Raw genomic sequence first — 24,864 nt, forward strand, 5'->3', positions numbered from 1 at the left:
TTGATAAAGTATGAAATATCATGGATATGCCAACGCCGGATGCCTGTTGGCATGCGCCACATCGCTACCTGATGAACATCTGAAAGATATTCTGTCCTCATCTGTTTACATGCAGTTGTCGTGCAATAACAAGTTTCCGTTTTTTGCAGACTACAAAGCCTGGAATGAACGCTACTCACAAGTTCAGCGTTTTTGCCTCTATAAACTATCGGGATGGCTCAGTTATGAGGGGTTTTCAACCTCGCTCGATAAATCCCTGACGCTAGCAGAGATGGTTTGTGCTGCATTGTCAGAAGCTTTATCGGCTGAGGAAAAGTGTCTGCTGGAACGGCTGATGCAGGATTTTTCGCAATTGGACGCCGACAGCAAAGCATCGATTTTATTCAGGCAGCGTGCAGTTGAATCGGTTTCGCCGGTCTTGGAAGGAGAAGGGATCGTCAATCGTGTCCGAGTCCAGGTCGGCGTCGTTGACGATAAATCCACGGTGAAATGCGTGATACTTAACATCGCAACGCGCCAACCTGTCGAACCCTGCTTTTTGCGGCAGGAATTCACATTGGGTGAGATGGTTGAAAGTATTCATGCAGCGTACTTTGTCGCGCAACTGGATGAGGACTATGCCGATTCCAAAAGAGCCATGGTGCTCAGAACGCTCGACGGAAGAGAGACCTTGGAAATCGAGCGGTTTGTCTAAACCGCTCGATTGAATATTGGTTATAAATGGTCAGCGGTATAGAAAACTTCCGGCTTTCACGTCTGGGGGTATCAAATACTTCGTGGCACTCAGGGCACCAGGTAACCCTTTATTCCAGTAAATATGATCTGCGCAGCCAGTGCGCAGACGAACAACCCCATCAATCTACTCACTATCTGCAAACCCTGATCCCCCAGAATCTGTTCAATCCGGTTTGACAGATAAAGCACGATTCCGACTGTGAAGCTGGCTAATACGATACTCATGATCGCAGTGAGTTTGTCGTCCCAATGCGGCTGGCTGACCCCCATCACCAACAAGGCACCGATGGTGCCCGGGCCGACAGTCAGCGGAATGGTCAGCGGCACAATGGTGACGTCCTGCTGCACATTGTCGGCCTGCACCGCCGGTTTGCCCTGCGCCATGCCCAGCGCCGAAATGAACAGCACGCTGCCGGCACCGATCCGGAACGCATCCACGGTAATGCCGAACACATCGAAAATCACCCGCCCGAACAGATACAGCAAGACGCTGGAGACCAGCGTCGCCACCGCGACTTTCCACGCCAAACGCCTTTGTTCCTTGCGCGAATAACCGCGGGTCAGGCTGATAAAGCAGGAGAGCACGAAGAACGGGCTGTAGAGCACCAGCATCTTCAGGTAAACGCTGAACAACACATGGAGCATGGTGCAAGCTCACTGGCGAGGGAAGTCGTGGGGGAGTCTATCAGGCGTTACGGGGTCTGTCGGCTCAGGAGGTTGGCGTCGTGGCCCGGTTCTGCTGATCTCGCTGAGCAACCCAATGCTCGATCAGCTCGCGCAATTGCGACAACTCCACTGGCTTGGACATGTGTCCATCCATCCCGGCCTGACGCGCGCGCTCTTTATGTTCGGCGAGAATATGCGCCGTCAACGCCACGATCGGTGTGCGAATGCGTTGGTTGCTGACTTCCCAGGCGCGCAGTTGCTGGGTCGCCGAGAAACCATCGAGGATCGGCATTTCGCAGTCCATCAACACCAGGTCGTAACGCTGGGCTTTCATCGCTTGCAGGGCTTCTTCGCCGTTGGCAGCGGTGTCCGGTTGCAGGTTGAGTTTGCCGAGCATGCCGCGAATCACTTTGGTCGAAATCGTGTTGTCTTCGGCAACGAGGATGCGGAAGTCGCTCGGCACTTTGGCAGCCGTGGCCGGGGTGACCACTTGCGGCTGGAACACTACTTGGCCTTTGTTGCGCTGGTTGAGTTCGTCGGCCAGGGTGGTCTTGAGGGTGTAGCCGGCCACCGGTTTGGCGAGGATGCGTTTGATCCCCGAGTTGCGCGCGATGATCTTGCTCGGCGCATTGCTGATGCCGGTGAGCATGATCAGCAGGATGTCGTGGTTCAGGCTTGGGTCTTCCTTGATCTTGGCCGCGAGCTGCATGCCGGTCATGCCCGGCATGTTCTGATCGAGCAGCACCACATCAAAGTAATCACGCAAGTGCGCCTTGGTTCGCAGCAGGGCTAAAGCTTCCTTGCCGGAAGGCACGGCGCTGACATTCAGCCCCCACGCACTGCATTGCTGAACCAGCACTTTGCGGCAGGTATCGTTGTCGTCGACCACCAGCACCCGTGCGCCTTGCAGCGGACTGTCGAGATCGGAGGTCGGGTGTTCGAGGCGATCGGGGTCCAGTGGCAGGGTCAGCCACAGCGTGCTGCCCTGACTGGCGCCGCTCTTGATGCCGAATTCGCCCTGCATCAAACGAATAAGTTGCCGCGCGATGACCAGCCCGAGATTGCCGCCCAAGCGATTCGCCGAGAGGAAGTGCTTGCTGTGCAGCTCGGCGTGCATCAGCGCGTCGCGTTCTTCCTGCTCCATTGGCGCGCCACTGTCCTGCACGGCAATGCGCAGGCGTGGTTTGCTGCTGCGTTCGTCGAGCGCGACGACGATCAGCACTTCGCCTTCATCGGTTTTCTTCAGGGCGTTTTCCAGCAGGCTCAGCAGCGTCTGGCGCAGGCGGGTCGGGTCGCCGCTGATCACTCGCGGCACTTGTGGCTGGATGAAGCTGATCAGTTCGACGTTCTGCTGTTCGGCCTTGGCGCGGTAGATGCTCAGGCAGTCATCGATCAAGGCATTGAGGTCGAACTGCACGTCGTCCAGTTCGATCTGCCCGGATTCGAGCTTGGAGATGTCGAGGATTTCGTTGATCAGCGTCAGCAGTTCGTTGCCGGCGCTATGAATGGTCTGTACGTAGTCGCGTTGCTTGACCGAAAGGGGCGTGCCCAGCAGCAGTTCGGTCATGCCCAGCACGCCGTTCATGGGGGTGCGGATTTCGTGGCTGATCTTGGCAAGGAATTCGGCTTTGGCATTGATCTCGGCATTGCTCGCGGCAAGGTCGCGGCTGACGCTGAAACGGCTTTCGGTGATGCTGCGCTGACGTTCACCCAGAGCGATGCTCATCAACAGACCACTGATGCAGATGAATGCCATCAGGGTCATGATCAGGCCTTGCGGTGACACCAGCGTCAGCCCCAGCAGCGCAGGCAAGATGATCAGCGAACCGATGTTGAACACCACCATCGCCGCGACGAACAAGCGCGCCGGACGGTAGCCCTTCTGCCAGTGATAGAACGCGACGAACAACATGCTCAGGCCGGCCAGCGCCACCAGTGCATAAGTGATGATGTTCAGCGGCAGGGTGTTGACGAACAGCAGCAACAGGCTGCAGGTCACGATAAACAGGATGTCGCCAATCAACAGCTTGTTCAGCGGGTGCGGGCCGAGCGGGGCGAAGAAGCGATAGGCGAACATCAACCCGGCCGGCGCCGTCAGCAGCAACGCCAGATAGGCGCCCGGCGTTTGCACCGCATGCCAGTTTGGCAGCCAGGGGCCGGCGAGGTTGAGCAGCAACAACAGACTCAGGCCCAACAGGCCTTCGCAGACCGCCAGCCACAAGCTGCTGCGCGAACGGGAATAGGCGTAGCGCACCAGATTGTGCAGCAGCAGCATGCCGAGGCAACCGAACAGCAAACCGAAGACCAGCGTCTGATTGTGGTTGGCCGCGCTCATCACCGCTGATTGCAGGGTGACGTGCGGACGCAACTGATGATCGGACACCAGGCGCAGATAGACGTCGAGGGACTTGTCACTTTGCGGCAACGCCAGCATGAAGTCGCTGCTCGGCAACGGCCGTTCAGCCTGGGGCTGATCGGTGCCGGTATTGCGTTGCTCGATCAGCTTGTCACCGTCGAGCACATAAAGACTGAGTTGTGACAGGTCAGGGGCGAAGATCCGTAGCACTTGTTCGTGCTTGCCCGGCGCCAACCTGAAACGCAGCCACAAGGCGCCATTGGGCTCGGACGCGGTGAGGCGGTCAAGGTCGATGGGGCTGAATTGATTGGTGTAGCGAGGGGAGCGGATGTCGCTCAGTTGCAGATTGCCCTGATCGTCGAGCAATACCGACCAGCCACTGCCTTGCGCGGCCTGGGCCGGGAGCATGCAGAGCAAGGTCAGCAACGTGACGGTGAAGCTTATGGCAATCCTGAGCCAGCGCACGGCGAAATCCCTTCGTAGGTTGATGCCAGAATATAACGATGCGCGGCGGCGGAACAGCCCGGCGAGGAACGGTATCCCTCGCCGGGCTTGAGGTACAGCTTATTCCTGGGTTTCGCCACGTTCACGGGCAATGGCGCGGTAGCCAATGTCCTTGCGGTAGAAGCAGCCTTCCCAGTCGATGGCGGCCGCCAGCTTGTAGGCTTGCTGCTGCGCTTCACCGACGCTGGCGCCCATTGCAGTGGCGCACAGTACGCGACCGCCGGCAGTGACGACGTTGCCGTCTTTCAGTGCAGTACCGGCGTGGAAGACTTTGCCTTCCAGGCTGGCGGCTGCATCCAGACCGTTGATCGTCGCGCCCTTGGCGTAGTCGCCCGGGTAGCCGCCAGCAGCCAGCACGATGCCGACGCTCGGGCGTGGATCCCACTGTGCTTCAACCTTGTCCAGTGCTTGCGCCAGAGCGGCTTCAACCAGCAGCACCAGGCTCGATTGCAGACGCAGCATCACCGGTTGGGTTTCCGGATCGCCGAAACGGCAGTTGAACTCGATAACCTTCGGGTTACCGGCCTTGTCGATCATCAGACCGGCGTAGAGGAAACCGGTGTAGACATTGCCTTCTTCAGCCATGCCACGCACGGTCGGCCAGATCACCAGATCCATCACGCGCTGGTGCACGTCGGCAGTGACCACCGGGGCAGGGGAGTAGGCACCCATGCCGCCGGTGTTCGGGCCGCTGTCGCCGTCGCCAACACGTTTGTGGTCCTGGCTGGTGGCCATCGGCAGCACGTTCTTGCCGTCGACCATGACGATGAACGAAGCTTCTTCGCCGTCGAGGAATTCTTCGATGACCACGCGCGAACCGGCGTCACCGAAAGCGTTGCCGGCGAGCATGTCGCGCACGGCGTCTTCGGCTTCAGCCAGGGTCATGGCGACGATCACACCTTTGCCGGCGGCGAGGCCGTCGGCCTTGATCACGATCGGTGCGCCTTTTTCACGCAGATAAGCCAGGGCTGGCTCGATCTCGGTGAAGTTCTGGTAGTCGGCGGTCGGGATCTTGTGGCGCGCGAGGAAATCCTTGGTGAAGGCTTTCGAACCTTCCAGCTGCGCGGCACCGGCAGTCGGACCGAAGCAATCCAGTCCACGGGAGCGGAACAGATCGACAACGCCAGCTACGAGCGGCACTTCCGGACCCACAATGGTCAGGGAAACGTTTTTCTCGGCAAAGTCGGCCAATTGCTCAAGGGCCAATACGTCGATGGCGACGTTCTCGCACTTGGCTTCAATGGCGGTGCCAGCGTTGCCCGGTGCGACGAACACCTTCTGCACGCGCGGATCCTGAGCCACTTTCCAGGCCAGGGCGTGTTCACGGCCACCGCTGCCAATGATCAAAACATTCATTTCAAAAACCTCGGATGACGCTAATTCTGTGGGGGCTGATCGTTCCCACGCTCTGCGTGGGAATGCCTCTACGGACGCTCTGCGTCCGAGGGACGCGGAGCGTCCCGGGCTGCGTGCCCACGCAGAGCGTGGGTACGATCAAGCAATAATCAGTGACGGAAGTGGCGCATGCCGGTGAACACCATGGCGATGCCGGCTTCATCAGCAGCGGCAATCACTTCAGCATCACGCATCGAGCCACCTGGCTGGATCACTGCAGTGATCCCAACCTTGGCCGCGTTGTCCAGGCCGTCGCGGAACGGGAAGAATGCGTCGGAGGCCATCACCGAACCGGCAACTTGCAGGCCAGCGTGCTCAGCCTTGATCGCGGCAATACGTGCCGAGTTTACGCGGCTCATCTGGCCAGCGCCGACACCGATGGTCTGACGGTTCTTGGCGTAGACGATGGCGTTGGACTTCACGTACTTGGCGACTTTCCAGGCGAAGATCAGGTCGTGGATTTCCTGTTCGGTCGGCGCGCGTTTGGTCACGACTTTCAGGTCATCGGCGCTGATCATGCCGATGTCGCGGCTCTGTACCAGCAGGCCGCCGTTGACGCGCTTGTAGTCCCAGGCAGCGGCGCGGTCAGCCGACCACTCGCCGCACGCCAGCAGGCGCACATTGGCTTTTGCCGCAACAATGGCGCGGGCTTCTGCGCTGACGCTTGGGGCGATGATCACTTCAACGAACTGACGCTCGACGATCGCTTTGGCGGTCTCGGCATCCAGTTCACGGTTGAAGGCGATGATGCCGCCGAACGCCGATTCAGTATCGGTGGCGTAAGCCAGTTCGTAAGCCTGACGGATGCCGCCTTCAGCGTCCGGGCTGACCGCCACGCCGCATGGGTTGGCGTGCTTGACGATCACGCAGGCTGGCTTGACGAAGCTCTTCACGCATTCCAGCGCGGCGTCGGTGTCGGCCACGTTGTTGTACGACAGCTCTTTGCCTTGCAGTTGGGTCGCGGTGGCGATGCCGACTTCAGCAGGTTTGGCTTCCACGTAGAACGCCGCGCTCTGGTGCGGGTTCTCGCCGTAGCGCATTTCCTGGGCCTTGATGAACTGGCTGTTGAAGGTGCGCGGGAATTCGCTGCGGCCTTCAGTGCTCAGGGTTTCAGCCGCCTGATTCACAGTGCCCATGTAGTTGGCGATCATGCCGTCGTAGGCAGCCGTGTGTTCGAACGCCTTGAGCATCAGGTCGAAACGCTGAGCGTAGGTCAGGCCGCCGGCCTTGAGGCCTTCGAGCACGCTGGCGTAATCGCTGGCATTCACCACGATCGCTACGTCTTTGTGGTTTTTCGCCGCCGAACGGACCATGGTCGGGCCGCCGATGTCGATGTTCTCGATCGCGGTCGGCAGGTCGCAGCCTGGCTTGTTGATCGTGGCTTCGAACGGGTAGAGGTTAACGGCAACCAGATCGATCGGCTTGATGCCGTGCTCGCTCATGATCGCGTCGTCGATACCGCGACGACCGAGGATGCCGCCGTGGATTTTCGGGTGCAGGGTTTTCACCCGACCGTCCATCATCTCGGCGAAACCGGTGTAATCCGCGACTTCCACTGCGGCAACACCGTTGTCGCGCAGCAGCTTGAACGTCCCGCCGGTGGAGAGGATCTCGACGCCCAGAGCTTCGAGCTCCTTGGCGAATTCGAGGATCCCGGTCTTGTCGGAAACGCTGATCAAGGCGCGGCGGATCGGCAGGCGGGTAGTCTGGTCGGTCATCTCAATTTCCATCAAAAGCAAAGGAAGTCAGCAAAAAAGGCGACCGTTTTTTACGCGGGCGCCTTTCTGGTTTGATTGAATGCTTACAGCAGATCGTACTGCTTGAGTTTCTTGCGCAGCGTGCCGCGGTTAAGTCCCAGCAGCTCACTGGCCTTGGTCTGGTTGCCCTTGACGTAGTTCATCACGCTTTCGAGCAGGGGCGCCTCGACTTCGGAGAGCACCAGGTTGTACACGTCCGTGACGGACGCGCCCTCAAGGTGGGCGAAATAATTGTGCAGCGCCTTCTCGACACTCCCGCGAAGGGTCTGACCTTCTTCGCTCGGGGTATTGAGGTGCTGTTTCAAATTCACGTTGTCGCTCACGGGTGCTGTTCCACTCACTAAAGTCTCGGTCATCATCGTCATGCGGCCACCCCTTCTTCGTCCCCTGTCAGGCTCTTGTAACGCTCGGCGAAGAACTCCCGAACGTTGGCGCATTGTGTTTCCGTACCATCCAAACGATTGAAGTGGGCGCGAAACTCCCTGGCGCCCGGCAAGGTTGCGAGATACCAGCCCACATGCTTGCGCGCAATGCGCACGCCCATCACATCCCCATAGAAAGCGTGAAGTGCGGCCAGATGCTCTAGCAGTATGTGTTCCACCTCGATCAGCTCCGGTGCCGGCAATTTCTCGCCGGTACGCAGGAAGTGTTCGATCTCGCGAAAAATCCATGGCCGCCCTTGGGCGGCGCGGCCTACCAACAGACCATCGGCCCCGGTTGCGTCAAGCACGTAACGGGCCTTTTCCGGCGAATCGATATCGCCATTGGCAAACACCGGGATCGACACCGCCTGCTTGATCGCGGCAATCGTGTCGTATTCGGCTTCACCGGTGTACAGATCGGCGCGAGTGCGGCCATGCACTGCCAGCGCGGTGATCCCGGCCTGCTCGGCGATCTTCGCCACGGTCAGGCCGTTCTTGTTGTCGCGATCCCAGCCCGTGCGGATCTTCAGGGTGACCGGCACATCTACCGCAGCCACAACGGCCTGCAGGATCTCGGTCACCAGTGCTTCATCTTTCAACAACGCGGAACCGGCGGCCTTGTTGCAGACCTTCTTTGCCGGGCAACCCATGTTGATATCAATAATCTGTGCGCCCAGTTCAACGTTGGCCCGGGCTGCATCCGCCAGCATCTGCGCATCGCCACCGGCAATCTGCACCGAGCGTGGCTCGGGATCGCCTTCGTGGATCATGCGCATGCGCGACTTGCGGGTGTTCCACAGGCTCATGTCACTGGTGACCATTTCCGAGACTACAAGCCCTGCGCCCAAACGCTTGCACAGCTGACGAAAGGGCTGATCGGTGACGCCCGCCATCGGGGCGAGAATCAAGCCGTTCTGCAATGTGTATGGGCCGATGCGTACCGCCGACATAGGACTTCCCTGAGGTGGGGCCGGATCATGAGAGTTCGAAAAAGGGTTGGCATGATACCCGCTCTCGATGACTGGATAAAGGCTGAATTGAACAAAATCTGAACAGTTATTCTGTTATCGCCAGCGGTTTGGTCGCAGTTGGCAAAGTCATAAAACTGTCGTCAATTCGAAAGCGACGCAGGGATTCACTCGGGCGAGTGAAAACTCAGGCTGTAATTCACCGCTTTCGGGCCTGGGTCGAGGATATCCAGCGCGATGTGGATCGGCGTCTGCGGCGGCATTTCCGCCAGACCTTCGAGGTCCCCTCTCAGGTATTCGCCGGGTTTGAAGCGACGACTGGCGATCAGGTGACCGTTGAGGTCGGCGAAGCGCAGCTCCAGTAATGGAAACGGCTGAGAGAACGTTGCGCGATTATAAATGATCGCGTCGACCACCAGCGCACCGTTGAACTCCGGATGGCTGCGCACCACCAGATTGCTGCTCTTGATTCGGGCGATATCGACTTTGGACGGCACCGTGCAGCCGATCTGCGGGCAGATTTGCTGGAACCATGGGCGGTATTGATCCTGTCGGGCCAGTTCATCGAAATGGTAAGCGATGTACTGGGCGGCCAGTCCGCCTGCTGCTAGCAACACCAATACCAGCCATAGCAAGCGCCGACCCCACGGCGAACGGCGTTTCTGCCAGTCCAGTTGCAGCGGGTCGTCGGTCAGGTCCTGCAGGACTTCAGCGCGTACGCCGGGTTCTGCGCGCTCGCGCTTTTTGCGCGGCGGTTCGATCGATGGCAAATCGTCGTCATCGCTTTCGTCGCTGGTCGACAAGCGTTCGCGGCGGGCATTCGGGTCGATAGGGTCGTGCAGGCGCAGATGCGGGATCGCCGGTTCGTCATCCAGGTCCACTGGTTCCAGCGACAGCGAGGGTTCGGTGCGCTCTGATTTGACCGGTTCGATGTCGGCGGTTTCAGCCTCGTCGTCCTCGGGCTCGGCCTTGTGTTCATCGGCGCGCTCGCTGAACAGGCTGTCGCGCCAGAGCGCTTCATCCGGTTCAGGGCTGTCGCGGCGTGCGCTCAGGGCATCTTCGCGTGGACGTCCGAACTCAGTGGTCGGCTGGATTTCCCGTTGTTCGAGGCGGGCGAGCTCTTCGTCCAGATCGAGACTGTCGAGATCCAGTTCCGAAGCGCTCCACTGCTTTTGGCTGATGGCGCGCGGCGCGGTCGGTTCGACGGTGGCCGGCTGCTCGACTACGGGCGGGGCCTCGATAATCGGCGGCGGTTCGACAATCGACGGCGCAACCGGCGTCACCGCGTCCTTGCCGGCGTGTTGTTCCAGCAGCTGTTTGGCCGCGTTGAACACTTGCAGGCAGGAGCCGCAGCGAACCACCCCGCGGGCCACGCTCAATTGAGCATGGCTGACACGGAAACTGGTTTGGCAATGCGGGCACTGGGTGACGAAACTGTCGGTCATGCGGCGATCCGGATTATGCAGGCGGTCATATTAACGCCGACGGCCGGTGATGCGCACCCAGCCATCGCGATTGGCAATCGGGTCGAGATCGAAGTCCTGAGCATAAGCGGCGGCGACTTCATCACCTTGCTCGGCAAGGATGCCCGACAGCGCCAGACGCCCACCGGATTTCACCAGGCCGGACAGTTGCGGTGCCAAGGAAACCAGTGGGCCAGCCAGAATGTTGGCGACCAGCACGTCAGCTTGAACCTGCGGCAGATCTTCCGGCAGGTACAGTGGGAACAGCTCTTCGGCAATATTGTTGCGCCCGGCGTTGTCGCGTGAGGCTTCCAACGCCTGCACGTCGATGTCGGTGCCGACCGCTTCCTTGGCGCCGAGCAGCAGGGCGGCAATCGCCAGAATCCCCGAGCCGCAGCCGAAGTCGAGCACGTTGCAGTCTTTCAAATCCTGGCCGTCGAGCCATTCCAGGCACAGTGCGGTGGTCGGGTGGGTGCCGGTGCCGAAGGCCAGACCCGGATCGAGCAGCAGATTGACGGCGTCAGGTTCCGGTGCAGCGTGCCAGCTCGGCACGATCCACAGGCGCTGGCCGAAACGCATCGGCTGGAAACCGTCCATCCAGCTGCGTTCCCAGTCCTGATCTTCGATGACTTCGCTGTGATGCTCAGGCAGCGGACTGCCGGTCAGCAGCTCCAGGTGGGCCAGAACCGGTGCCGGTTCGGTGCCGCCCTCGAACAGGGCCAGCAGGTGCGTGTGCGCCCACAGTGGGGTGGTGTTGAGTTCCGGTTCGAAGATCGGCTGATCTTCGGCGTCCATGAAAGTCACCGACACGGCGCCCACTTCAAGGAAAGCGTCTTCGTAGGTTTCGGCTTGTTCCGGGCTGATGGCGAGACGTACTTGCAGCCAAGGCATGGCGGGCACCTTTGAAAAATATTGATTGCAGCCTAGCGGCCGGCGAGAAGCGCGCAAGTTTACGCGAGCGCGCGGCAGAACACGAACATGGTTGAAGATCAAAAGATCGCAGCCTTCGGCAGCTCCTACAGGAGTTTGCATTCCAATGTAGGAGCTGCCGAAGGCTGCGATCTTTTGACTTTGCTGCAGAAACAACAAAGCCGCCCGAAGGCGGCTTTGTCTGGTGCGGGCTGAAGCTTAGTGCTTCTCGCCAGCCAGCTTGTGCTCGAGGTAGTGAATGTTCACACCGCCCTTGCAGAAGCCTTCGTCACGAACCAGATCACGGTGCAGCGGGATGTTGGTCTTGATCCCGTCCACCACGATTTCGTCCAGGGCATTGCGCATGCGCGCCATGGCTTCGTCGCGGGTGGCGCCGTAAGTGATCAGCTTGCCGATCAGCGAGTCGTAGTTCGGCGGAACCGCATAACCACTGTACAGGTGCGAATCGACGCGAACGCCGTTGCCGCCTGGCGCGTGGAAATGCTTGACCGTGCCCGGGCTCGGCATGAAGGTTTTCGGGTCTTCAGCATTGATCCGGCATTCCAGCGAGTGACCGCGGATTACCACGTCGTCCTGGGTGAACGACAGCTTGTTGCCAGCGGCGATGCTGAGCATCTCCTTGACGATGTCGATACCGGTGACCATTTCCGAAACCGGGTGCTCCACCTGAACACGGGTGTTCATTTCGATGAAGTAGAAACGACCGTTCTCGTACAGGAACTCGAAAGTGCCGGCGCCACGGTAACCGATGTCGATGCACGCCTTGACGCAGCGAGCGAGTACTTCCTCGCGCGCTTTCTCGTCGATGCCCGGTGCCGGCGCTTCTTCGAGAACTTTCTGGTGACGACGTTGCAGCGAGCAATCGCGGTCGCCCAGATGGATCGCGTGACCCTGGCCGTCGGACAGAACCTGGACTTCCACGTGACGTGGGTTGGTCAGGAATTTTTCCAGATACACCATCGGGTTGCCGAACGCCGCGCCTGCTTCGGTGCGGGTCAGTTTGGCGAAGGCGATCAGGTCTTCTTCCTTGTGCACAACACGCATGCCGCGACCACCACCGCCGCCAGCGGCTTTGATGATCACCGGGTAGCCGACTTCACGACCGATGCGCAGCGCCGTTTCTTCGTCTTCCGGCAACGGGCCGTCAGAACCAGGAACGGTGGGTACGCCCGCTTCGATCATCGCGTGCTTGGCCGAGACCTTGTCGCCCATCAGGCGAATGGTGTCGGCTTTCGGGCCGATGAAAGCGAAGCCGGAGTTCTCGACCTGCTCGGCAAAATCGGCGTTTTCCGCGAGGAAACCGTAGCCTGGGTGAATGGCGGTAGCGCCAGTCACTTCAGCGGCAGCGATGATGGCCGGGATGTGCAAGTAAGAGTGCGCGGCAGAAGCCGGGCCGATGCAGACGGATTCGTCTGCCAGACCCAGGTGCATCAGCTCTTTGTCGGCCTTGGAGTAAACGGCGACGGTCTTGATGCCCATCTCTTTGCAGGCACGCAGAATCCGCAGGGCGATCTCACCGCGGTTAGCGATCAGAACTTTTTCCAACTTCGCAGTCATCAAAGGCTCTCCGCAGTTCAAACGATGGTGAACAGCGGTTGGTCGTACTCAACCGGCTGGCCGTCTTCGACGAGGATGGACTCGATCACACCGCTGGTTTCAGCTTCGATGTGGTTCATCATCTTCATGGCTTCGACGATGCACAGAGTGTCGCCTTTCTTCACGGTCTGGCCGACTTCAACGAAGGACGGCGAGGTTGGCGAAGATTTACGGTAGAAGGTGCCGACCATCGGCGAACGGGCAACAGTGCCGTTCAGCGCTGGAGCAGCAGCGGCAACCGGAGCGGCAGCTACTGGAGCTGCTGCAACAGGTGCGGCAGCCGGCGCTTGCATCGGAGCCGGTGCGTAGTACTGCTGAGCCGGGGTCTTGCTGTGACGGCTGATGCGTACGGACTCTTCGCCTTCCTTGATCTCGAGCTCGTCGATGCCGGACTCTTCCAGCAATTCGATCAGTTTCTTAACTTTACGGATATCCATGAATCATCAACTCCCAAGGGTCGGTCAGGGGCGCTTAACGCTTGTCGTTCAAGTCGTTGCCTGTGTTTCAAGCTGTTCTAGTGCAGCCTCCAGGGCCAGTCGGTAACCGCTGGCGCCAAGGCCGCAGATCACTCCCACCGCTACGTCGGAGAAGTAAGAGTGATGGCGGAAAGGTTCGCGTTTGTGCACGTTGGACAAATGCACTTCGATGAATGGGATGCTCACTCCCAGCAACGCGTCACGTAATGCGACACTTGTGTGCGTAAAAGCTGCTGGATTGATCAGAATGAAATCGACGCCTTCGCCGCGTGCGGCGTGGATGCGGTCGATCAATTCGTACTCGGCATTGCTTTGCAGATACAGCAGATGATGGCCGGCTTCACGGGCGCGGCGCTCCAGATCCTGATTGATCTGCGCCAGGGTCGTTGAACCGTAAGTGCCGGGTTCGCGGGTGCCGAGCAGGTTCAGGTTGGGGCCGTGCAGCACCAGTAGGGTTGCCATCTGCGTAGTCCTTGTTATGAATGAGCAGTCGTCAGAACCCGGCGACTATGCCGCAAAGACTTTGTGACTGTCCAGTTCTATGCAATAGCCAGCACGATGGCCGATGTTTGCGCGAAATATGTGACCAAGTGATTTGATCCGGTCACTTGTGGTGTCTGGACTGACGCCTTCGCGAGCAGGTTCGCTCCCATAGGGGTATGCATTCCAATGTGGGAGCGAGCCTGCTCGCGAAGGCGGTCTATCAGACGCGAAATGCCTGAACAGCTGTATGCAATTGCCCGCCCAATACCAGCAAATTCTCACCCTGTTCGCGTCCGCGACCGATACGCACCAGGTTATCCCCACCCAACTGATGAATCCGCTCACTGTGATCGCGAATCTCACTGACTGCGCCGCTCTGTTGTGCTGTCACGTCGGCGATGCGGATCGCCGTGTCGGAAATGGTCTGGATCGCGCCGACGATTTTATCCAGCGCACCATCCGCCGCTTGCGCCTGATTGGCGGTGGCTTCGGCGTGTTCGACCTGCGCGCGCATGCCTTCGACCGATTGTCGGGCGGCGGTTTGCAGGCCAGCGATCAGCGTTTGAATTTCGGCTGTCGCGCCAGCGGTGCGTTGTGCCAGCGAGCGTACTTCTTCCGCTACCACGGCAAACCCGCGACCCATTTCCCCGGCACGCGCCGCTTCAATCGCCGCGTTCAGCGCCAGCAAATTAGTCTGGTCAGCAATCGAGCGAATCACCGTCAACACGCCGCCGATGGTCGCCGACTCTTCGGCCAGATGCTCGATCATCTGCGCGTTGCCCTGAACTTCACCGACCAACGCATGTAGGCCGGTCAGGCTTTGGCCAATGACCGTTTGCCCATGCTCGACCGCCAAGCCGGCGTGACGACTGGCGTCCGCGGCCTGCTGTGCATCACCGGCAACCTGCTGGATGGTCGCTTCGAGTTCGCCGAGGGAATCGCGGATCAGCGCGGTGTCGCCGGCCTGATGTTCGGCGCCGCTGTGCAAGTCGTTACTCAGTTCGGCAAGCGTACGGCTGCTACCTGCGACCTGTTCGGCATTGCCACGAATGGTGCCGACCAGGTCCACCAGATACGCACGCAAACGGTTTAACGAAGCTTCGATGTCGTGCAGTTCACGGTTGGTTTTGCCCAGTTGGATATCGCGGCTGAAATCGCCTTCGGCCCAGGTTGAAAGCGCTGGCGCCAGATTGGTCAGAGTGCGCGAGAGCCGGCGCTGCAAGGTATCGATCAGTAATGCGATCAGCAGAATCAAGCCGATCATCACGCCCTGCATCAGTCGCACTTCTGATTGAATCTGTCCATGTTGCGCACGCACCACCGGTTCCAGTCCGGCGATGGCCTGCTGTACGGCGGCGATTTTCTGGTGAGTGGCGGCGCTGAGGTCGGCGCGTTTCTGAATCTGATCGCGGGTGCGCTCAAGCTCCGCCGGATAGCGTCCCAGCAAACTGTTGAGTTCACGCTTGAGGCCGACCCCGGCATCTTCCGCGACGGCTTTTTCACTGTTCTCGATGCCCATCATCGCCGCGAAATCGTCGCTGCCCGATTCACTCTTGGCCACGACGCCGAGCAGGGGCAGGGCATCAATCGCTTGGGCCTGCGAGCGGATATTAGTGACTTCGCGCTCAACATCGGCGGCTAGCTCACTGCGCCCGCTGCTGACCAGTTTGTCCCTTGCCAGCGACAGCTTGCCCACGTGCTGCGAAGCGGCGAGCAGCGGCGCCAGATAAGCCGCGTTACCGTTGGCGTAGGTGCTGAGCTGATCGAGGCTGGCGCTCAGTTCGCGCTCGGCTTGTAACAGCAAGGCCTGCGGATCACCGGCCAGTTTGCCGGCCGCGAGCAGGTCGGTTTTGCTGAATTCATCCAGGCCCGACAGGCTTGGGCGCAGCGTTTCGGCCAGCGCTGGCGGCAGTTCACCGAGTTCTTTGTGCAAACCGTCGATGGCCTGACCGGCGCTGCTCAGGCGCAAGGCGTCACCGCTGGCGAGGTAATCCTCGACGTTGCGCGCCACCTCGTTCTGAAATTGCTGCGACAGCCCCAGGTAACGCTGCATCAACAGATACGGGCGTTCGAGGGCTTTTTGCGACCACCACAGCGTGGCGCCGAGTGCGAGGCACACGGCGACCAGCAGCAGCGTATTGAGATTGGTGAGCAACTTCAGGCGCATGACGGCTACCCACGGCAGAAATGGTAAGCGCCTGAATTTATTGCGGTTCTGTTACAGGGTTATGACCGAATCAGTGGAATCCGATGAAAAAGTGGCACTTTGCTTTGAGTCGCGCGCGGTCTGCACGCGATTGCGTCCGGCACCCTTGGCGCGGTACAGCGCCTCGTCAGCCTGGCTGGCCATCATCAGGCTGTCGCAGTCGTCGTGCATTTCCACCACGCCAGCGCTGAAGGTGCACCACAAATCCTGGGGCTGCGCCGGGTAATGGATTTCGGCGAAGCGCTGGCGGATTTCGTCGAGCACTTTGTGCGCCGCTTCTATATCCGTGTCGGGCATGACGATGGCAAATTCTTCGCCGCCGTAGCGGCCGATGAAGTCGGTCTTGCGCAAACGCTGTTTGAGAAACAGCGCCAGGCTTTTGATCACCCGGTCGCCCATCGGGTGGCCGTGGCTGTCGTTGACCCGTTTGAAGTGGTCGATGTCGAGCATGGCAAAGCTCAGCGGCTTATTCTCGCGGCGGGCGCGGAACGAGCAGTCTTCGAGCAATTGCAGAATGTGCGTGTGGTTATACAAACCGGTGAGGCTGTCACGGACCATTCGCGCTTTCAGGTTACGCGCCCGGGCGGCGCGGTTACGCACGGTGGTGATCAGGTGACGCGGCTTGATCGGTTTGGTCAGAAAATCATCGCCGCCCTCGCTCATCGCGTCGAGCTGCTTGTCCAGATCGTCTTCGGCCGACAGGTAAATGATCGGCACGCTGACATAGCGGTCGTTATGGCGAATCACCTTGGCCAGCTCGGTGCCGGTGCAGGCCGGCATGTACATGTCGAGGATGATCAGGTCTGGCTGGAAATCCGCCAGTTCGGCCATCGCCTGAATCGGTTCGATCAAGGTGCGGGTGACGATGCCGGCGCTGTTGAGCAGGCGCTCGGTGTGCAAGGCCTGCGCGCGCGAGTCGTCGATGATCAACACTTTATAAGGCTCGTACTGGGCAACGCAGGTGAGGACTTCGATTTTCTCCAGCAGGCTCGAGGCTTCGAGGGTGCCGGTGAGGAATTCCTGACCGCCAGCGCGCACGGCGGCGAGGCGAGTCGGCGTATCGGTTTCGTGCAGGCTGAAGAACAGCAGCGGCAACGGCTCTTCCAGGCCGACCTGGGCTTCGGCGGCGAGTTTCAGACCGATACCGGCGCCGCTGAAATCGACGTCCATGACGATCGCCGCTGGCAGGCGCTCGACCATTGATGAGCGGAAGGCTGAAACACTGTCCAGCGCCTGAGCGCTCAGGCCGAAGAACTCCAGTTGTTTGGCCAGTCGTTCGGCGCGATCGTGATCCTGCAGCATCACGTAGATCGGCTTGCGCAGTGGCGGCAGAAAGGTCTGGTCGAGTTGATCGCCATGACGCAGGCCAGTGCGCGACAAGCGCTGCATCAAGCGATTGAGGTCGGTGATCAGGCCACTGCTGAGGCGGCCGCGATTGGCGTCCACCGCTTCCAGCGATTGGCTGATGTGGCGCGCGAGTTGAGTGTGTTCCGGCTGTTCGAAGCGCTCGGCAAAACGCAGCAGGCGCAGGTTGGCCTCGCTCAGTTCGGCGAGGTCGACAGTGGACCACTCACTGCGTTGCAGGCGCTGCCATATCTCAAGAATCTGACGTGCCTGATGAATTACCCGCTGGGCAAAGTGGTGCTTGAGACGCTCACGGCTGGGGTCTTCTGGCTCGGTCATATCCTGACTACTAGTTAGGCTGCATGCTGAGATCGACTGGTGGCTCTATGCTAGCACCTCTTTTCCCTTACACGAGTGTCGTACGTCAATAATCTGCAGTGCGTCACCATTCAGTTTCTGACCGATGGGTTTTGCTTTCGACCTTGGCGTCGCTCAAGCCCCCGTGGGACGGGCACTCCCTGATGGATCAGGGCGATCGGGATGAGTTGTCAGTCGGACTTTCATCCACGCGATGAATGAGCGTTGCAAGGGTTTTCAATACCCTGCCATTCGATTGGCTGAGGCGCGGGCATCGGGGATTCCCTTAGTCGGCATCGAAGCGTCATTCGCCCCTATGATTTGCGGCTTATCTTTACGTGCGGGTGCCCGGCCTTGGCACGTTGTTGTATGGTTGTGGTCGAACCGTTGAACCCAAGTGATTGAAAGGATATCGCCATGCTGGACTGGAAAAACCGCGCGGGCAGCGCGCCTGAACGTGCCGCCGAGCCCAAGTCGGCCACCCGCAGCTATGTTGGCGGATTGCTGTTCAGCCGTGCATTGGCCACGCTGATCGGCATCTACCTGCTGGTGACCATTGGCCTTGGCTGGTACTGGAGCCAGGAGCCGGCGCTGTTTCCGGTCGCACAAAACGCGCAAGTGGCGGCCGAGAAAGAAGGCAAGAAAATGGTGATCGGCTACACCACGGTCGAAACCCTGAAGACCGTCGCCGGCACCTTGCTCAACAAGCCGGGCGGCTATATTTCCAACGACCGCTTCCCGCCAGGCCTGTGGATGGATAACACACCGAGCTGGGAATACGGCGTGCTGGTGCAGGTGCGTGACCTGACCCGTGCCCTGCGTAAAGACTTTGCCCGTTCGCAATCGCAGTCGGCGGAAGATGCCGATCTGGCCAAGGCCGAACCGCGCTTCAACTTCGACAACAAGAGCTGGATCCTGCCGTCGAGTGAGTCGGAGTACCAGGAAGGTATCAACTCGTTGAGCCGTTATCAGGCTCGCCTGTCTGATCCAACCCAGAAAAACGCGCTGTTCTATGCCCGCGCCGACAACCTGAACAACTGGCTGGGCGATGTCGGCACTCGTCTTGGTTCGCTGTCGCAACGCCTGTCGGCCAGTGTTGGCCGGGTTAAACTCAACACCGCACTGAAAACCGAAGTGCCGGCCATCGGCGAAGTGCCACAGGTTGACGAGGAAGTCGTCGAGACCCCGTGGATGCAGATCGACAACGTGTTCTACGAAGCACGCGGTCAGGCCTGGGCGCTGTCGCACCTGCTGCGCGCCATCGAAGTCGATTTCGCCGATGTGCTGGCGAAGAAGAACGCCACGGTCAGCGTGCGTCAGATCATTCGTGAACTGGAGGCCTCGCAGGAACCGGTCTGGAGTCCTATGATTCTTAACGGAAGCGGCTTCGGCGTGCTGGCCAACCACTCGCTGGTCATGGCCAACTATATTTCCCGTGCCAACGCTGCTGTGATCGATTTGCGTCAACTGCTCAATCAGGGCTGATTCATGAGCCAGAACGCCAAAGAGGCGGCCCATCGCGCCGCCTCGGATGCCGAACAGATCGCCTGGGTCGACGAACAGGACAACCTGCTCGGCGCTCTCGTCCGCGCGGATTTGCGCGAGCGTGGGCTGATCGGCCGTGGCACGTACATCATGTTGTTCAATTCCGCCGGTGATCTTTGCGTGCACCGGCGCACGTTGAGCAAGGCGATTTACCCGGGTTACTGGGATGTCGCGGCAGGCGGCATGGTGCAGGCCGATGAGACTTACGCCGAGTCGGCGGCCCGAGAGCTGGAAGAAGAGTTGGGTGTCAGCGGCGTCGAGTTGACCGCCCATGACCATTTCTACTTCGAGGACACCGGCAATCGCCTGTGGTGTTCGGCGTTTTCCGCTGTATGGGACGGCCCGCTGAAACTGCAGCCGGAGGAGGTGCTGGAAGCGCGGTTTATTCCGGTCGGGCAAGTCATGCAGGAAATCGAGCAGAAGCCTTATTGCCCGGACTCTCTGGCCGCATTGAAGCGCTATCTGAAGGCGCAGCAAAGCGACGTCGCAAAGAACACATAAATTGGCGCCGATTGGCACTTAGCAATCGGGATTTTTGCCGTTACACTGCGCGACCTTTTCAAGCTGCACCGCGAGTGCTTTTTGTAGGAGCTGCCGCAGGCTGCGATCTTTTGATTTTTTGTTTTGGCGTCGAAATCAAAAGATCGCAGCCTCGTTTCACTCGACAGCTCCTACATTTGGCGCTTTATCGGTGCAGTAGCGCTGCCCCTGCCTGAGTGGGGCTTCGCGGTCGCTGACCTTGCCCAAGGTTGCGATCAGTCTTTGTCCTCCCAAGAGGATTGCCGGTGGCCAAAAAAGCCGCATCCTTCGCCGCCTTAGGTGGCCTGGTATTTTCCACCGACGCAGGTCGTCATTGCCCGGAATGCAGTCAGCCGGTGGACGCCTGTATCTGCAAACAAACCGTGATCCCGGCAGGGGACGGCATTGCCCGCGTGCGTCGCGAGAGCAAGGGCCGTGGCGGCAAGACGGTGACCACCATCACCGGCGTGCCTTTGGCCGAAGACGCGCTCAAAGAGTTGGCGACAACGTTGAAGAAACGTTGCGGCACCGGCGGGGCGTTGAAAGACGGCATCATCGAAATCCAGGGCGATCATGTCGAGCTACTCTTGGCTGAGCTGATCAAGCACGGTTTCAAAGCGAAGAAATCCGGCGGCTAGCAGCCTCTGTGAAAACCACCTGCGGCTTGATCCGGCGCTGAAACACTTCAGATCCGGCGTCGTCTCCATGGTTTTCACAGAGCCTGTTCATGACCGGTTTCTAAACTCCACGCAGTCAGTGCGGTCTACCGCCGCGCTGACGAACCGTCATTTTCATACTTTAGACTGCGCCGGCCTGCGATCAGGCGACGCACTATGACTTCTTTATAGGGGACTTCGATGTCCGTACGACGCACACGCAAAGACGATGGCAGCCAATGGACAGTTGCGGACAGCCGCAGTGTTTACGGGATTCGCCATTGGGGGGCCGGGTATTTCGCGATCAATGACGCCGGTCGCGTCGAAGTTCGTCCGAACGGCCCGAGCAGCTCGCCTATCGACCTGTTCGAGCAAGTCGATCAACTGCGCAAAAGCGGTTTGTCCTTGCCGTTGCTGGTTCGCTTCCCCGACATCCTGCAAGACCGTGTCCGCCAGCTGACCGGCGCTTTCGATTCGAACATCGAGCGTCTGGAATACCAGAGCAAGTACACCGCGCTGTACCCGATCAAGGTTAACCAGCAAGAAGCGGTGATCGAGAACATCATCGCCACCCAGGACGTGTCCATCGGCCTGGAAGCCGGCTCCAAACCTGAGCTGCTGGCCGTGCTGGCACTGGCGCCGAAGGGCGGCACCATCGTCTGCAACGGTTACAAGGACCGCGAGTTCATCCGCCTGGCGCTGATGGGCCAGAAGCTGGGTCACAACGTCTTCATCGTCATCGAGAAAGAGTCCGAAGTCGGTCTGGTGATCGAAGAAGCCGCGTCGCTGAAGGTCAAGCCACAGGTCGGCCTGCGCGTGCGTCTGTCGTCGCTGGCGTCGTCGAAGTGGGCCGACACCGGTGGCGAAAAATCCAAGTTTGGTCTGTCGGCGGCGCAACTGCTGTCGGTGGTCGAGCGCTTCCGCGCCGCCGGTCTGGATCAGGGCATTCGCCTGTTGCACTTCCACATGGGTTCGCAGATCGCCAACCTCGCTGACTATCAGCACGGCTTCAAGGAAGCGATCCGTTACTACGGCGAATTGCGCAACCTCGGTCTGCCGGTCGATCACATCGACGTCGGTGGCGGTCTGGGTGTCGACTACGACGGCACGCACTCGCGCAACGCCAGTTCGATCAACTACGACATGGACGATTACGCCGGTGTTGTGGTCGGCATGCTCAAGGAATTCTGCGACGCGCAGGCCCTGCCGCATCCGCACATCTTCTCCGAAAGCGGCCGCTCGCTGACCGCGCACCACGCGATGCTGGTGGTGCAGGTCACCGACGTCGAGAAGCACAACGACGAAATCCCGCAGATCGAAAACAAGGAATCGCTGCCGGAAACCGTGCAGTGGCTGGTTGATTTGCTCGGCCCGACCGACATCGAAATGGTCACCGAAACCTACTGGCGCGCCACCCACTACATGAGCGACGTGGCCGCCCAGTACGCCGACGGCAAGCTGACCCTGGCTGAAAAAGCCCTGGCCGAGCAGTGCTACTTCGCTGTCTGCCGTCGCCTGCACAACTCACTCAAAGCGCGTCAGCGTTCGCACCGTCAGGTGCTCGACGAGCTCAACGACAAGCTGGCCGACAAGTACATCTGCAACTTCTCGGTGTTCCAGAGCCTGCCGGACACTTGGGCGATTGATCAGGTCCTGCCGATCATCCCGCTGCACCGTCTCGACGAAGAGCCGCTGCGCCGCGCGGTGCTGCAGGATCTGACCTGCGACTCCGACGGCAAGATCAATCAGTACGTCGATGAGCAGAGCATCGAAACCAGCCTGCCGGTCCACGGTTTGAATGAAGGTGAAGACTACTTGCTGGGCGTGTTCCTGGTCGGCGCCTATCAGGAAATCCTTGGCGACATGCACAACCTGTTCGGTGACACCGACTCGGTGAACATCTACCAGAACGCCGATGGCAGCGTGTACCACGCCGGCATCGAGACCCACGACACCATCGAAGACATGCTGCGTTACGTGCACTTGTCGCCGGAAGAACTGATGACCCACTACCGCGACAAGTGCGCCAGTGCCCGCATCAGTGCCAGCGAGCGCACGCAATTTCTCGATGCCCTGCGTCTGGGTCTGACCCGTTCCTCCTACCTGTCTTCCTGAGGCCAGGTGGCGCTCTCGCCGGGCTGTCTGAATTTTTCCTGAAGTTGGTGGAAAATTCGGATGGCCCGGTGGGATATCTCCCAAAATCTGCGCGAATTGCTTGGCATTCCCGGCCAGCAAAGTCATCCGGTCTGCTTTTCGCGTAGGTCATTTCCTAAGTTGTACTTCAGCTCTCTACTCGGCCATGGCTCTCGGCGAGAATCCCCGACCGCCCCTCCTGTAGAGATCCGCCCATGTTCGATCCAGTCAACGAGTCGTCGTTTCGTCTCGATGTAGCGGGCCTGTCCGACCCTTTCGAAGTCCTGGCCTTTACCGGTAGCGAAGCCCTCAGCGAATCCTTTGCGTTCGAGATCGATGTGTTGATCGACGATCCGCACCTGGACCTTGCTGGTCTGCTGTACCGTTCGGCGTTCCTCTGTTTCGGGCCGTCGGGGGAGGGCGTGCACGGGCAATTGCAGAGCCTGGTCCAGCATGAGCATGGACAAGGCTTGCGGTTGAGCCGGATCCGTCTGGGGCCGAAACTGGGTTGCCTTGAGTTGCGCTTCAGCCAGCGAATTTTCAGTGGCCGTTCGGTGCCGCAGATCATCGAACAAGTGCTCAGGGAGCACGGAATTGTCGGTGCTCAGCGCCGCTTCGAGCTACACGGCGATTACCCGGCCCACACGTTCTGCACCCAATACCGCGAGTCCGATCTGCAACTGCTCCAGCGCTTGTGCGCGCACGCGCGGATTCACTATTACTTTGAACACCACCGTGACCGGCACTGCCTGGTTTTTGCCGATGAACCGGCGCAGTTGCCGTTGGCCGATGTCGCGCGATATCAGTGCGAGGACGACGGGCATCACGCTGTTCCTGCCCTGCGGCAATGGCAGTTGCAAGAAACCGTTCAGGCCCATTCAGCGGGGGTGCAACGGGCCGAAGGTCAGAGTGAGCTGGCGGCGTTGCGCAGCGGTCATTGGCTGCGGTTGGCCGGTCATCCCTTTGCCGATTGCAACCGCCCATGGTTGCTGACCCGTATTGAACATCGCGCCGATGCATCCCACGAGCCTCCCTACGCGAACCGCCTGTTCGGTTCGTTGCAAGTCCCGTGTGCATCAACCACAGCGCCATCGCGTCTGCGCATGCATAGCCTGCAACGGGCCTGGGTCGTTGAAGTCGATGAGCCGCAACCCGATTGTCTGCGCCCGGTGGCGGTGCAATTCGATTGGCTCTATCAAGGCGAAGGCGCCGCGCCGAGTCACTGTTGGCTACCACTCGCGCCGTCCCTGGCGCAAACGCCAATGGCTGCGCTGAGCGATGGCGTCGAGGTGGTGGTGAGCTTTTTCGAGGGTGATCCGGATCAGCCGATGATCAGCGGTGTACTGCAACCGCCACTTGCCCTCACTGACACCGACGATGCGGCGCCACTGCCTGACACCCTGGTGAGTGACGGCTTGCAGCAATTGCTGGCGTCCGGTGAGCCGTTGCTGCTGCTGTGCCTGATCCCCGGCGGCGGCAGTTTCAGTCACTGCGCAGAGCCGGTGTGCAGTTGTCGACTGGTCACCGCCCTTGAACAGAGCGGCGCAACATGAGTGGCGCAGCGCTTGAGCCCATGGCGCAATGGATGTTGCTCGATGGCCCGGACGCACCGCAGGCCTTGCTGGTATTGCGCCAGGCCTTTGCCGACGTACGGAGCTTCAAGCTGTTCGATGGTACCGAGTTTGAGCCGGTCAGCGAGCACGGTCCGGTGTTGATCGAGTTGCGCGATTGCCCGGCATTGGCCGCGTTGTGTCACCGCGACCCGAATACCTGGCGCGGGTTGTTGCTGGGCAGTGAGGCCTCGGCACAACAACTGCTGAGCCACTTGCAGCGCATGCTCACGGTGTCGTTCGGTTTGAGTCATCGGGCCTTGCTCAGTTATTACAACCGGCAAACGGCGAGCTATTTTTTCGACGCGTGCGACGCCGCCGAGCTGAGCCGCTGGCTCGGACCTATCCGTCAGTTGCGCTGGTTCGGCGGCACCTGGGCCGACCGCGCGATTGGCAGTCAGGGCTGGCAGCAGTTGCGCAACCCCGGGCTTGCCGTCGAGCCGCTGAGCATCGAAGAAAGCCTGACCCGGCGCCAGCGCGAACGCTTGCAAACCTGCTTGCTGGAGCAGCACATCTGGCGCTGGTGCCAATCATTGGGAACCGATTACGCGACGATGTCCTCCCATGTTCAACAAGGCCTGGCGCTGGGATTCAGCGACCGCACCGTGCTCGATGGCTGGTTATGGCTACGCTTGCTGCATCCGCGTGCCGTTCTGGTGCCACCGCCGGTGGGGCTGACCCAGCAACAGCGGCTTGACCATGTGCGGCGCCAGTGGCGCGGCGATTAGTCCTGAGACGAGGTT

General features: G+C 59.9%; 21 protein-coding genes. 8 read left to right on the forward strand and 13 right to left on the reverse strand.

Annotated elements, in window-relative coordinates:
• Positions 1-10 precede the first annotated feature (10 nt).
• Entirely contained in the window at positions 11-694 is a 684-nt protein-coding gene (locus ACWR1S_RS19315) for a hypothetical protein (RefSeq protein WP_454564616.1), read from the forward strand.
• Between the two features lie 89 nt (positions 695-783).
• Here the strand turns inward: ACWR1S_RS19315 and ACWR1S_RS19320 are convergent, their stop codons facing one another.
• From ACWR1S_RS19320 to prmA, 8 genes are all read right to left on the reverse strand, one after another.
• Positions 784-1,380, reverse strand: a complete 597-nt coding sequence (locus ACWR1S_RS19320) for a MarC family protein (RefSeq protein WP_454564617.1) — start codon at positions 1,378-1,380, stop codon at positions 784-786.
• 64 nt (positions 1,381-1,444) lie between these two features.
• Positions 1,445-4,222 (reverse strand): response regulator, encoded by a 2,778-nt coding sequence (locus tag ACWR1S_RS19325; protein ID WP_454564618.1) that lies wholly within the window; start codon positions 4,220-4,222, stop codon positions 1,445-1,447.
• A 99-nt stretch (positions 4,223-4,321) separates the two neighbouring features.
• On the reverse strand, positions 4,322-5,617 hold the full coding sequence (gene purD / locus ACWR1S_RS19330) for a phosphoribosylamine--glycine ligase (protein ID WP_102899391.1): 1,296 nt from the start codon (positions 5,615-5,617) through the stop codon (positions 4,322-4,324).
• A gap of 149 nt (positions 5,618-5,766) precedes the next feature.
• Positions 5,767-7,374, reverse strand: coding sequence for a bifunctional phosphoribosylaminoimidazolecarboxamide formyltransferase/IMP cyclohydrolase (purH, locus tag ACWR1S_RS19335; RefSeq protein WP_095047355.1), 1,608 nt, complete (start codon positions 7,372-7,374; stop codon positions 5,767-5,769).
• An 83-nt stretch (positions 7,375-7,457) separates the two neighbouring features.
• Positions 7,458-7,778: a DNA-binding transcriptional regulator Fis gene (gene fis / locus ACWR1S_RS19340; RefSeq protein ID WP_003221275.1), complete on the reverse strand. Its 321-nt coding sequence runs from the start codon at positions 7,776-7,778 to the stop codon at positions 7,458-7,460.
• Positions 7,775-8,785 (reverse strand): tRNA dihydrouridine synthase DusB, encoded by a 1,011-nt coding sequence (gene dusB, locus ACWR1S_RS19345; RefSeq protein ID WP_034151568.1) that lies wholly within the window; start codon positions 8,783-8,785, stop codon positions 7,775-7,777. Before dusB ends, fis begins: the two co-directional genes overlap by 4 nt.
• Positions 8,786-8,970: 185 nt before the next feature.
• Positions 8,971-10,248, reverse strand: a complete 1,278-nt coding sequence (locus tag ACWR1S_RS19350) for a DUF3426 domain-containing protein (RefSeq protein WP_454564619.1) — start codon at positions 10,246-10,248, stop codon at positions 8,971-8,973.
• A gap of 30 nt (positions 10,249-10,278) precedes the next feature.
• On the reverse strand, positions 10,279-11,157 hold the full coding sequence (gene prmA / locus ACWR1S_RS19355; protein ID WP_150652410.1) for a 50S ribosomal protein L11 methyltransferase: 879 nt from the start codon (positions 11,155-11,157) through the stop codon (positions 10,279-10,281).
• A gap of 87 nt (positions 11,158-11,244) precedes the next feature.
• Between prmA and ACWR1S_RS19360 the strand changes: the two genes are divergently transcribed.
• A complete protein-coding gene (locus ACWR1S_RS19360; protein ID WP_454564620.1) occupies positions 11,245-11,391 on the forward strand; it encodes a hypothetical protein in 147 nt (48 codons plus the stop codon).
• Between the two features lie 3 nt (positions 11,392-11,394).
• Here the strand turns inward: ACWR1S_RS19360 and accC are convergent, their stop codons facing one another.
• From accC to gcbA, 5 genes are all read right to left on the reverse strand, one after another.
• Complete coding sequence (gene accC / locus ACWR1S_RS19365; protein ID WP_077570780.1) at positions 11,395-12,753, reverse strand: acetyl-CoA carboxylase biotin carboxylase subunit; 1,359 nt, start codon at positions 12,751-12,753, stop codon at positions 11,395-11,397.
• 17 nt (positions 12,754-12,770) lie between these two features.
• Positions 12,771-13,229, reverse strand: a complete 459-nt coding sequence (gene accB / locus ACWR1S_RS19370; protein WP_064117265.1) for an acetyl-CoA carboxylase biotin carboxyl carrier protein — start codon at positions 13,227-13,229, stop codon at positions 12,771-12,773.
• A 48-nt stretch (positions 13,230-13,277) separates the two neighbouring features.
• Positions 13,278-13,730, reverse strand: a complete 453-nt coding sequence (aroQ, locus tag ACWR1S_RS19375) for a type II 3-dehydroquinate dehydratase (protein WP_007914604.1) — start codon at positions 13,728-13,730, stop codon at positions 13,278-13,280.
• A gap of 241 nt (positions 13,731-13,971) precedes the next feature.
• On the reverse strand, positions 13,972-15,918 hold the full coding sequence (locus tag ACWR1S_RS19380) for a methyl-accepting chemotaxis protein (RefSeq protein WP_454564621.1): 1,947 nt from the start codon (positions 15,916-15,918) through the stop codon (positions 13,972-13,974).
• Positions 15,919-15,969: 51 nt separating this feature from the next.
• Positions 15,970-17,640, reverse strand: a complete 1,671-nt coding sequence (gcbA, locus tag ACWR1S_RS19385; protein WP_034151562.1) for a diguanylate cyclase GcbA — start codon at positions 17,638-17,640, stop codon at positions 15,970-15,972.
• 435 nt (positions 17,641-18,075) lie between these two features.
• Between gcbA and ACWR1S_RS19390 the strand changes: the two genes are divergently transcribed.
• From ACWR1S_RS19390 to ACWR1S_RS19415, 6 genes are all read left to right on the forward strand, one after another.
• Positions 18,076-19,143: a DUF2333 family protein gene (locus ACWR1S_RS19390; protein ID WP_454564622.1), complete on the forward strand. Its 1,068-nt coding sequence runs from the start codon at positions 18,076-18,078 to the stop codon at positions 19,141-19,143.
• A gap of 3 nt (positions 19,144-19,146) precedes the next feature.
• Positions 19,147-19,704, forward strand: coding sequence for an NUDIX hydrolase (locus ACWR1S_RS19395; protein WP_454564623.1), 558 nt, complete (start codon positions 19,147-19,149; stop codon positions 19,702-19,704).
• 284 nt (positions 19,705-19,988) lie between these two features.
• A complete protein-coding gene (locus ACWR1S_RS19400; RefSeq protein WP_016984929.1) occupies positions 19,989-20,360 on the forward strand; it encodes a translation initiation factor Sui1 in 372 nt (123 codons plus the stop codon).
• A 219-nt stretch (positions 20,361-20,579) separates the two neighbouring features.
• A complete protein-coding gene (speA, locus tag ACWR1S_RS19405; RefSeq protein ID WP_371042380.1) occupies positions 20,580-22,493 on the forward strand; it encodes an arginine decarboxylase in 1,914 nt (637 codons plus the stop codon).
• A gap of 233 nt (positions 22,494-22,726) precedes the next feature.
• Positions 22,727-24,064, forward strand: a complete 1,338-nt coding sequence (locus ACWR1S_RS19410) for a type VI secretion system Vgr family protein (RefSeq protein WP_454564624.1) — start codon at positions 22,727-22,729, stop codon at positions 24,062-24,064.
• Positions 24,061-24,849: a DUF4123 domain-containing protein gene (locus tag ACWR1S_RS19415; RefSeq protein WP_454564625.1), complete on the forward strand. Its 789-nt coding sequence runs from the start codon at positions 24,061-24,063 to the stop codon at positions 24,847-24,849. Before ACWR1S_RS19410 ends, ACWR1S_RS19415 begins: the two co-directional genes overlap by 4 nt.
• Positions 24,850-24,864: the final 15 nt, after the last annotated feature.

This window comes from Pseudomonas sp. AIG (genome assembly GCF_977020205.1).

What these genes read in the sequence shown, in the direction of transcription:
- ACWR1S_RS19315 (WP_454564616.1), top strand. Translation starts at nt 11, where the DNA reads ATGAAATATCATGGATATGCCAACGCCGGATGCCTGTTGGCATGCGCC.
- ACWR1S_RS19320 (WP_454564617.1), bottom strand. Translation starts at nt 1,380, where the DNA reads ATGCTCCATGTGTTGTTCAGCGTTTACCTGAAGATGCTGGTGCTCTAC.
- purD (WP_102899391.1), bottom strand. Translation starts at nt 5,617, where the DNA reads ATGAATGTTTTGATCATTGGCAGCGGTGGCCGTGAACACGCCCTGGCC.
- purH (WP_095047355.1), bottom strand. Translation starts at nt 7,374, where the DNA reads ATGACCGACCAGACTACCCGCCTGCCGATCCGCCGCGCCTTGATCAGC.
- fis (WP_003221275.1), bottom strand. Translation starts at nt 7,778, where the DNA reads ATGACGATGATGACCGAGACTTTAGTGAGTGGAACAGCACCCGTGAGC.
- dusB (WP_034151568.1), bottom strand. Translation starts at nt 8,785, where the DNA reads ATGTCGGCGGTACGCATCGGCCCATACACATTGCAGAACGGCTTGATT.
- ACWR1S_RS19350 (WP_454564619.1), bottom strand. Translation starts at nt 10,248, where the DNA reads ATGACCGACAGTTTCGTCACCCAGTGCCCGCATTGCCAAACCAGTTTC.
- prmA (WP_150652410.1), bottom strand. Translation starts at nt 11,157, where the DNA reads ATGCCTTGGCTGCAAGTACGTCTCGCCATCAGCCCGGAACAAGCCGAA.
- ACWR1S_RS19360 (WP_454564620.1), top strand. Translation starts at nt 11,245, where the DNA reads ATGGTTGAAGATCAAAAGATCGCAGCCTTCGGCAGCTCCTACAGGAGT.
- accC (WP_077570780.1), bottom strand. Translation starts at nt 12,753, where the DNA reads ATGACTGCGAAGTTGGAAAAAGTTCTGATCGCTAACCGCGGTGAGATC.
- accB (WP_064117265.1), bottom strand. Translation starts at nt 13,229, where the DNA reads ATGGATATCCGTAAAGTTAAGAAACTGATCGAATTGCTGGAAGAGTCC.
- aroQ (WP_007914604.1), bottom strand. Translation starts at nt 13,730, where the DNA reads ATGGCAACCCTACTGGTGCTGCACGGCCCCAACCTGAACCTGCTCGGC.
- ACWR1S_RS19380 (WP_454564621.1), bottom strand. Translation starts at nt 15,918, where the DNA reads ATGCGCCTGAAGTTGCTCACCAATCTCAATACGCTGCTGCTGGTCGCC.
- gcbA (WP_034151562.1), bottom strand. Translation starts at nt 17,640, where the DNA reads ATGACCGAGCCAGAAGACCCCAGCCGTGAGCGTCTCAAGCACCACTTT.
- ACWR1S_RS19390 (WP_454564622.1), top strand. Translation starts at nt 18,076, where the DNA reads ATGCTGGACTGGAAAAACCGCGCGGGCAGCGCGCCTGAACGTGCCGCC.
- ACWR1S_RS19395 (WP_454564623.1), top strand. Translation starts at nt 19,147, where the DNA reads ATGAGCCAGAACGCCAAAGAGGCGGCCCATCGCGCCGCCTCGGATGCC.
- speA (WP_371042380.1), top strand. Translation starts at nt 20,580, where the DNA reads ATGTCCGTACGACGCACACGCAAAGACGATGGCAGCCAATGGACAGTT.
- ACWR1S_RS19410 (WP_454564624.1), top strand. Translation starts at nt 22,727, where the DNA reads ATGTTCGATCCAGTCAACGAGTCGTCGTTTCGTCTCGATGTAGCGGGC.
- ACWR1S_RS19415 (WP_454564625.1), top strand. Translation starts at nt 24,061, where the DNA reads ATGAGTGGCGCAGCGCTTGAGCCCATGGCGCAATGGATGTTGCTCGAT.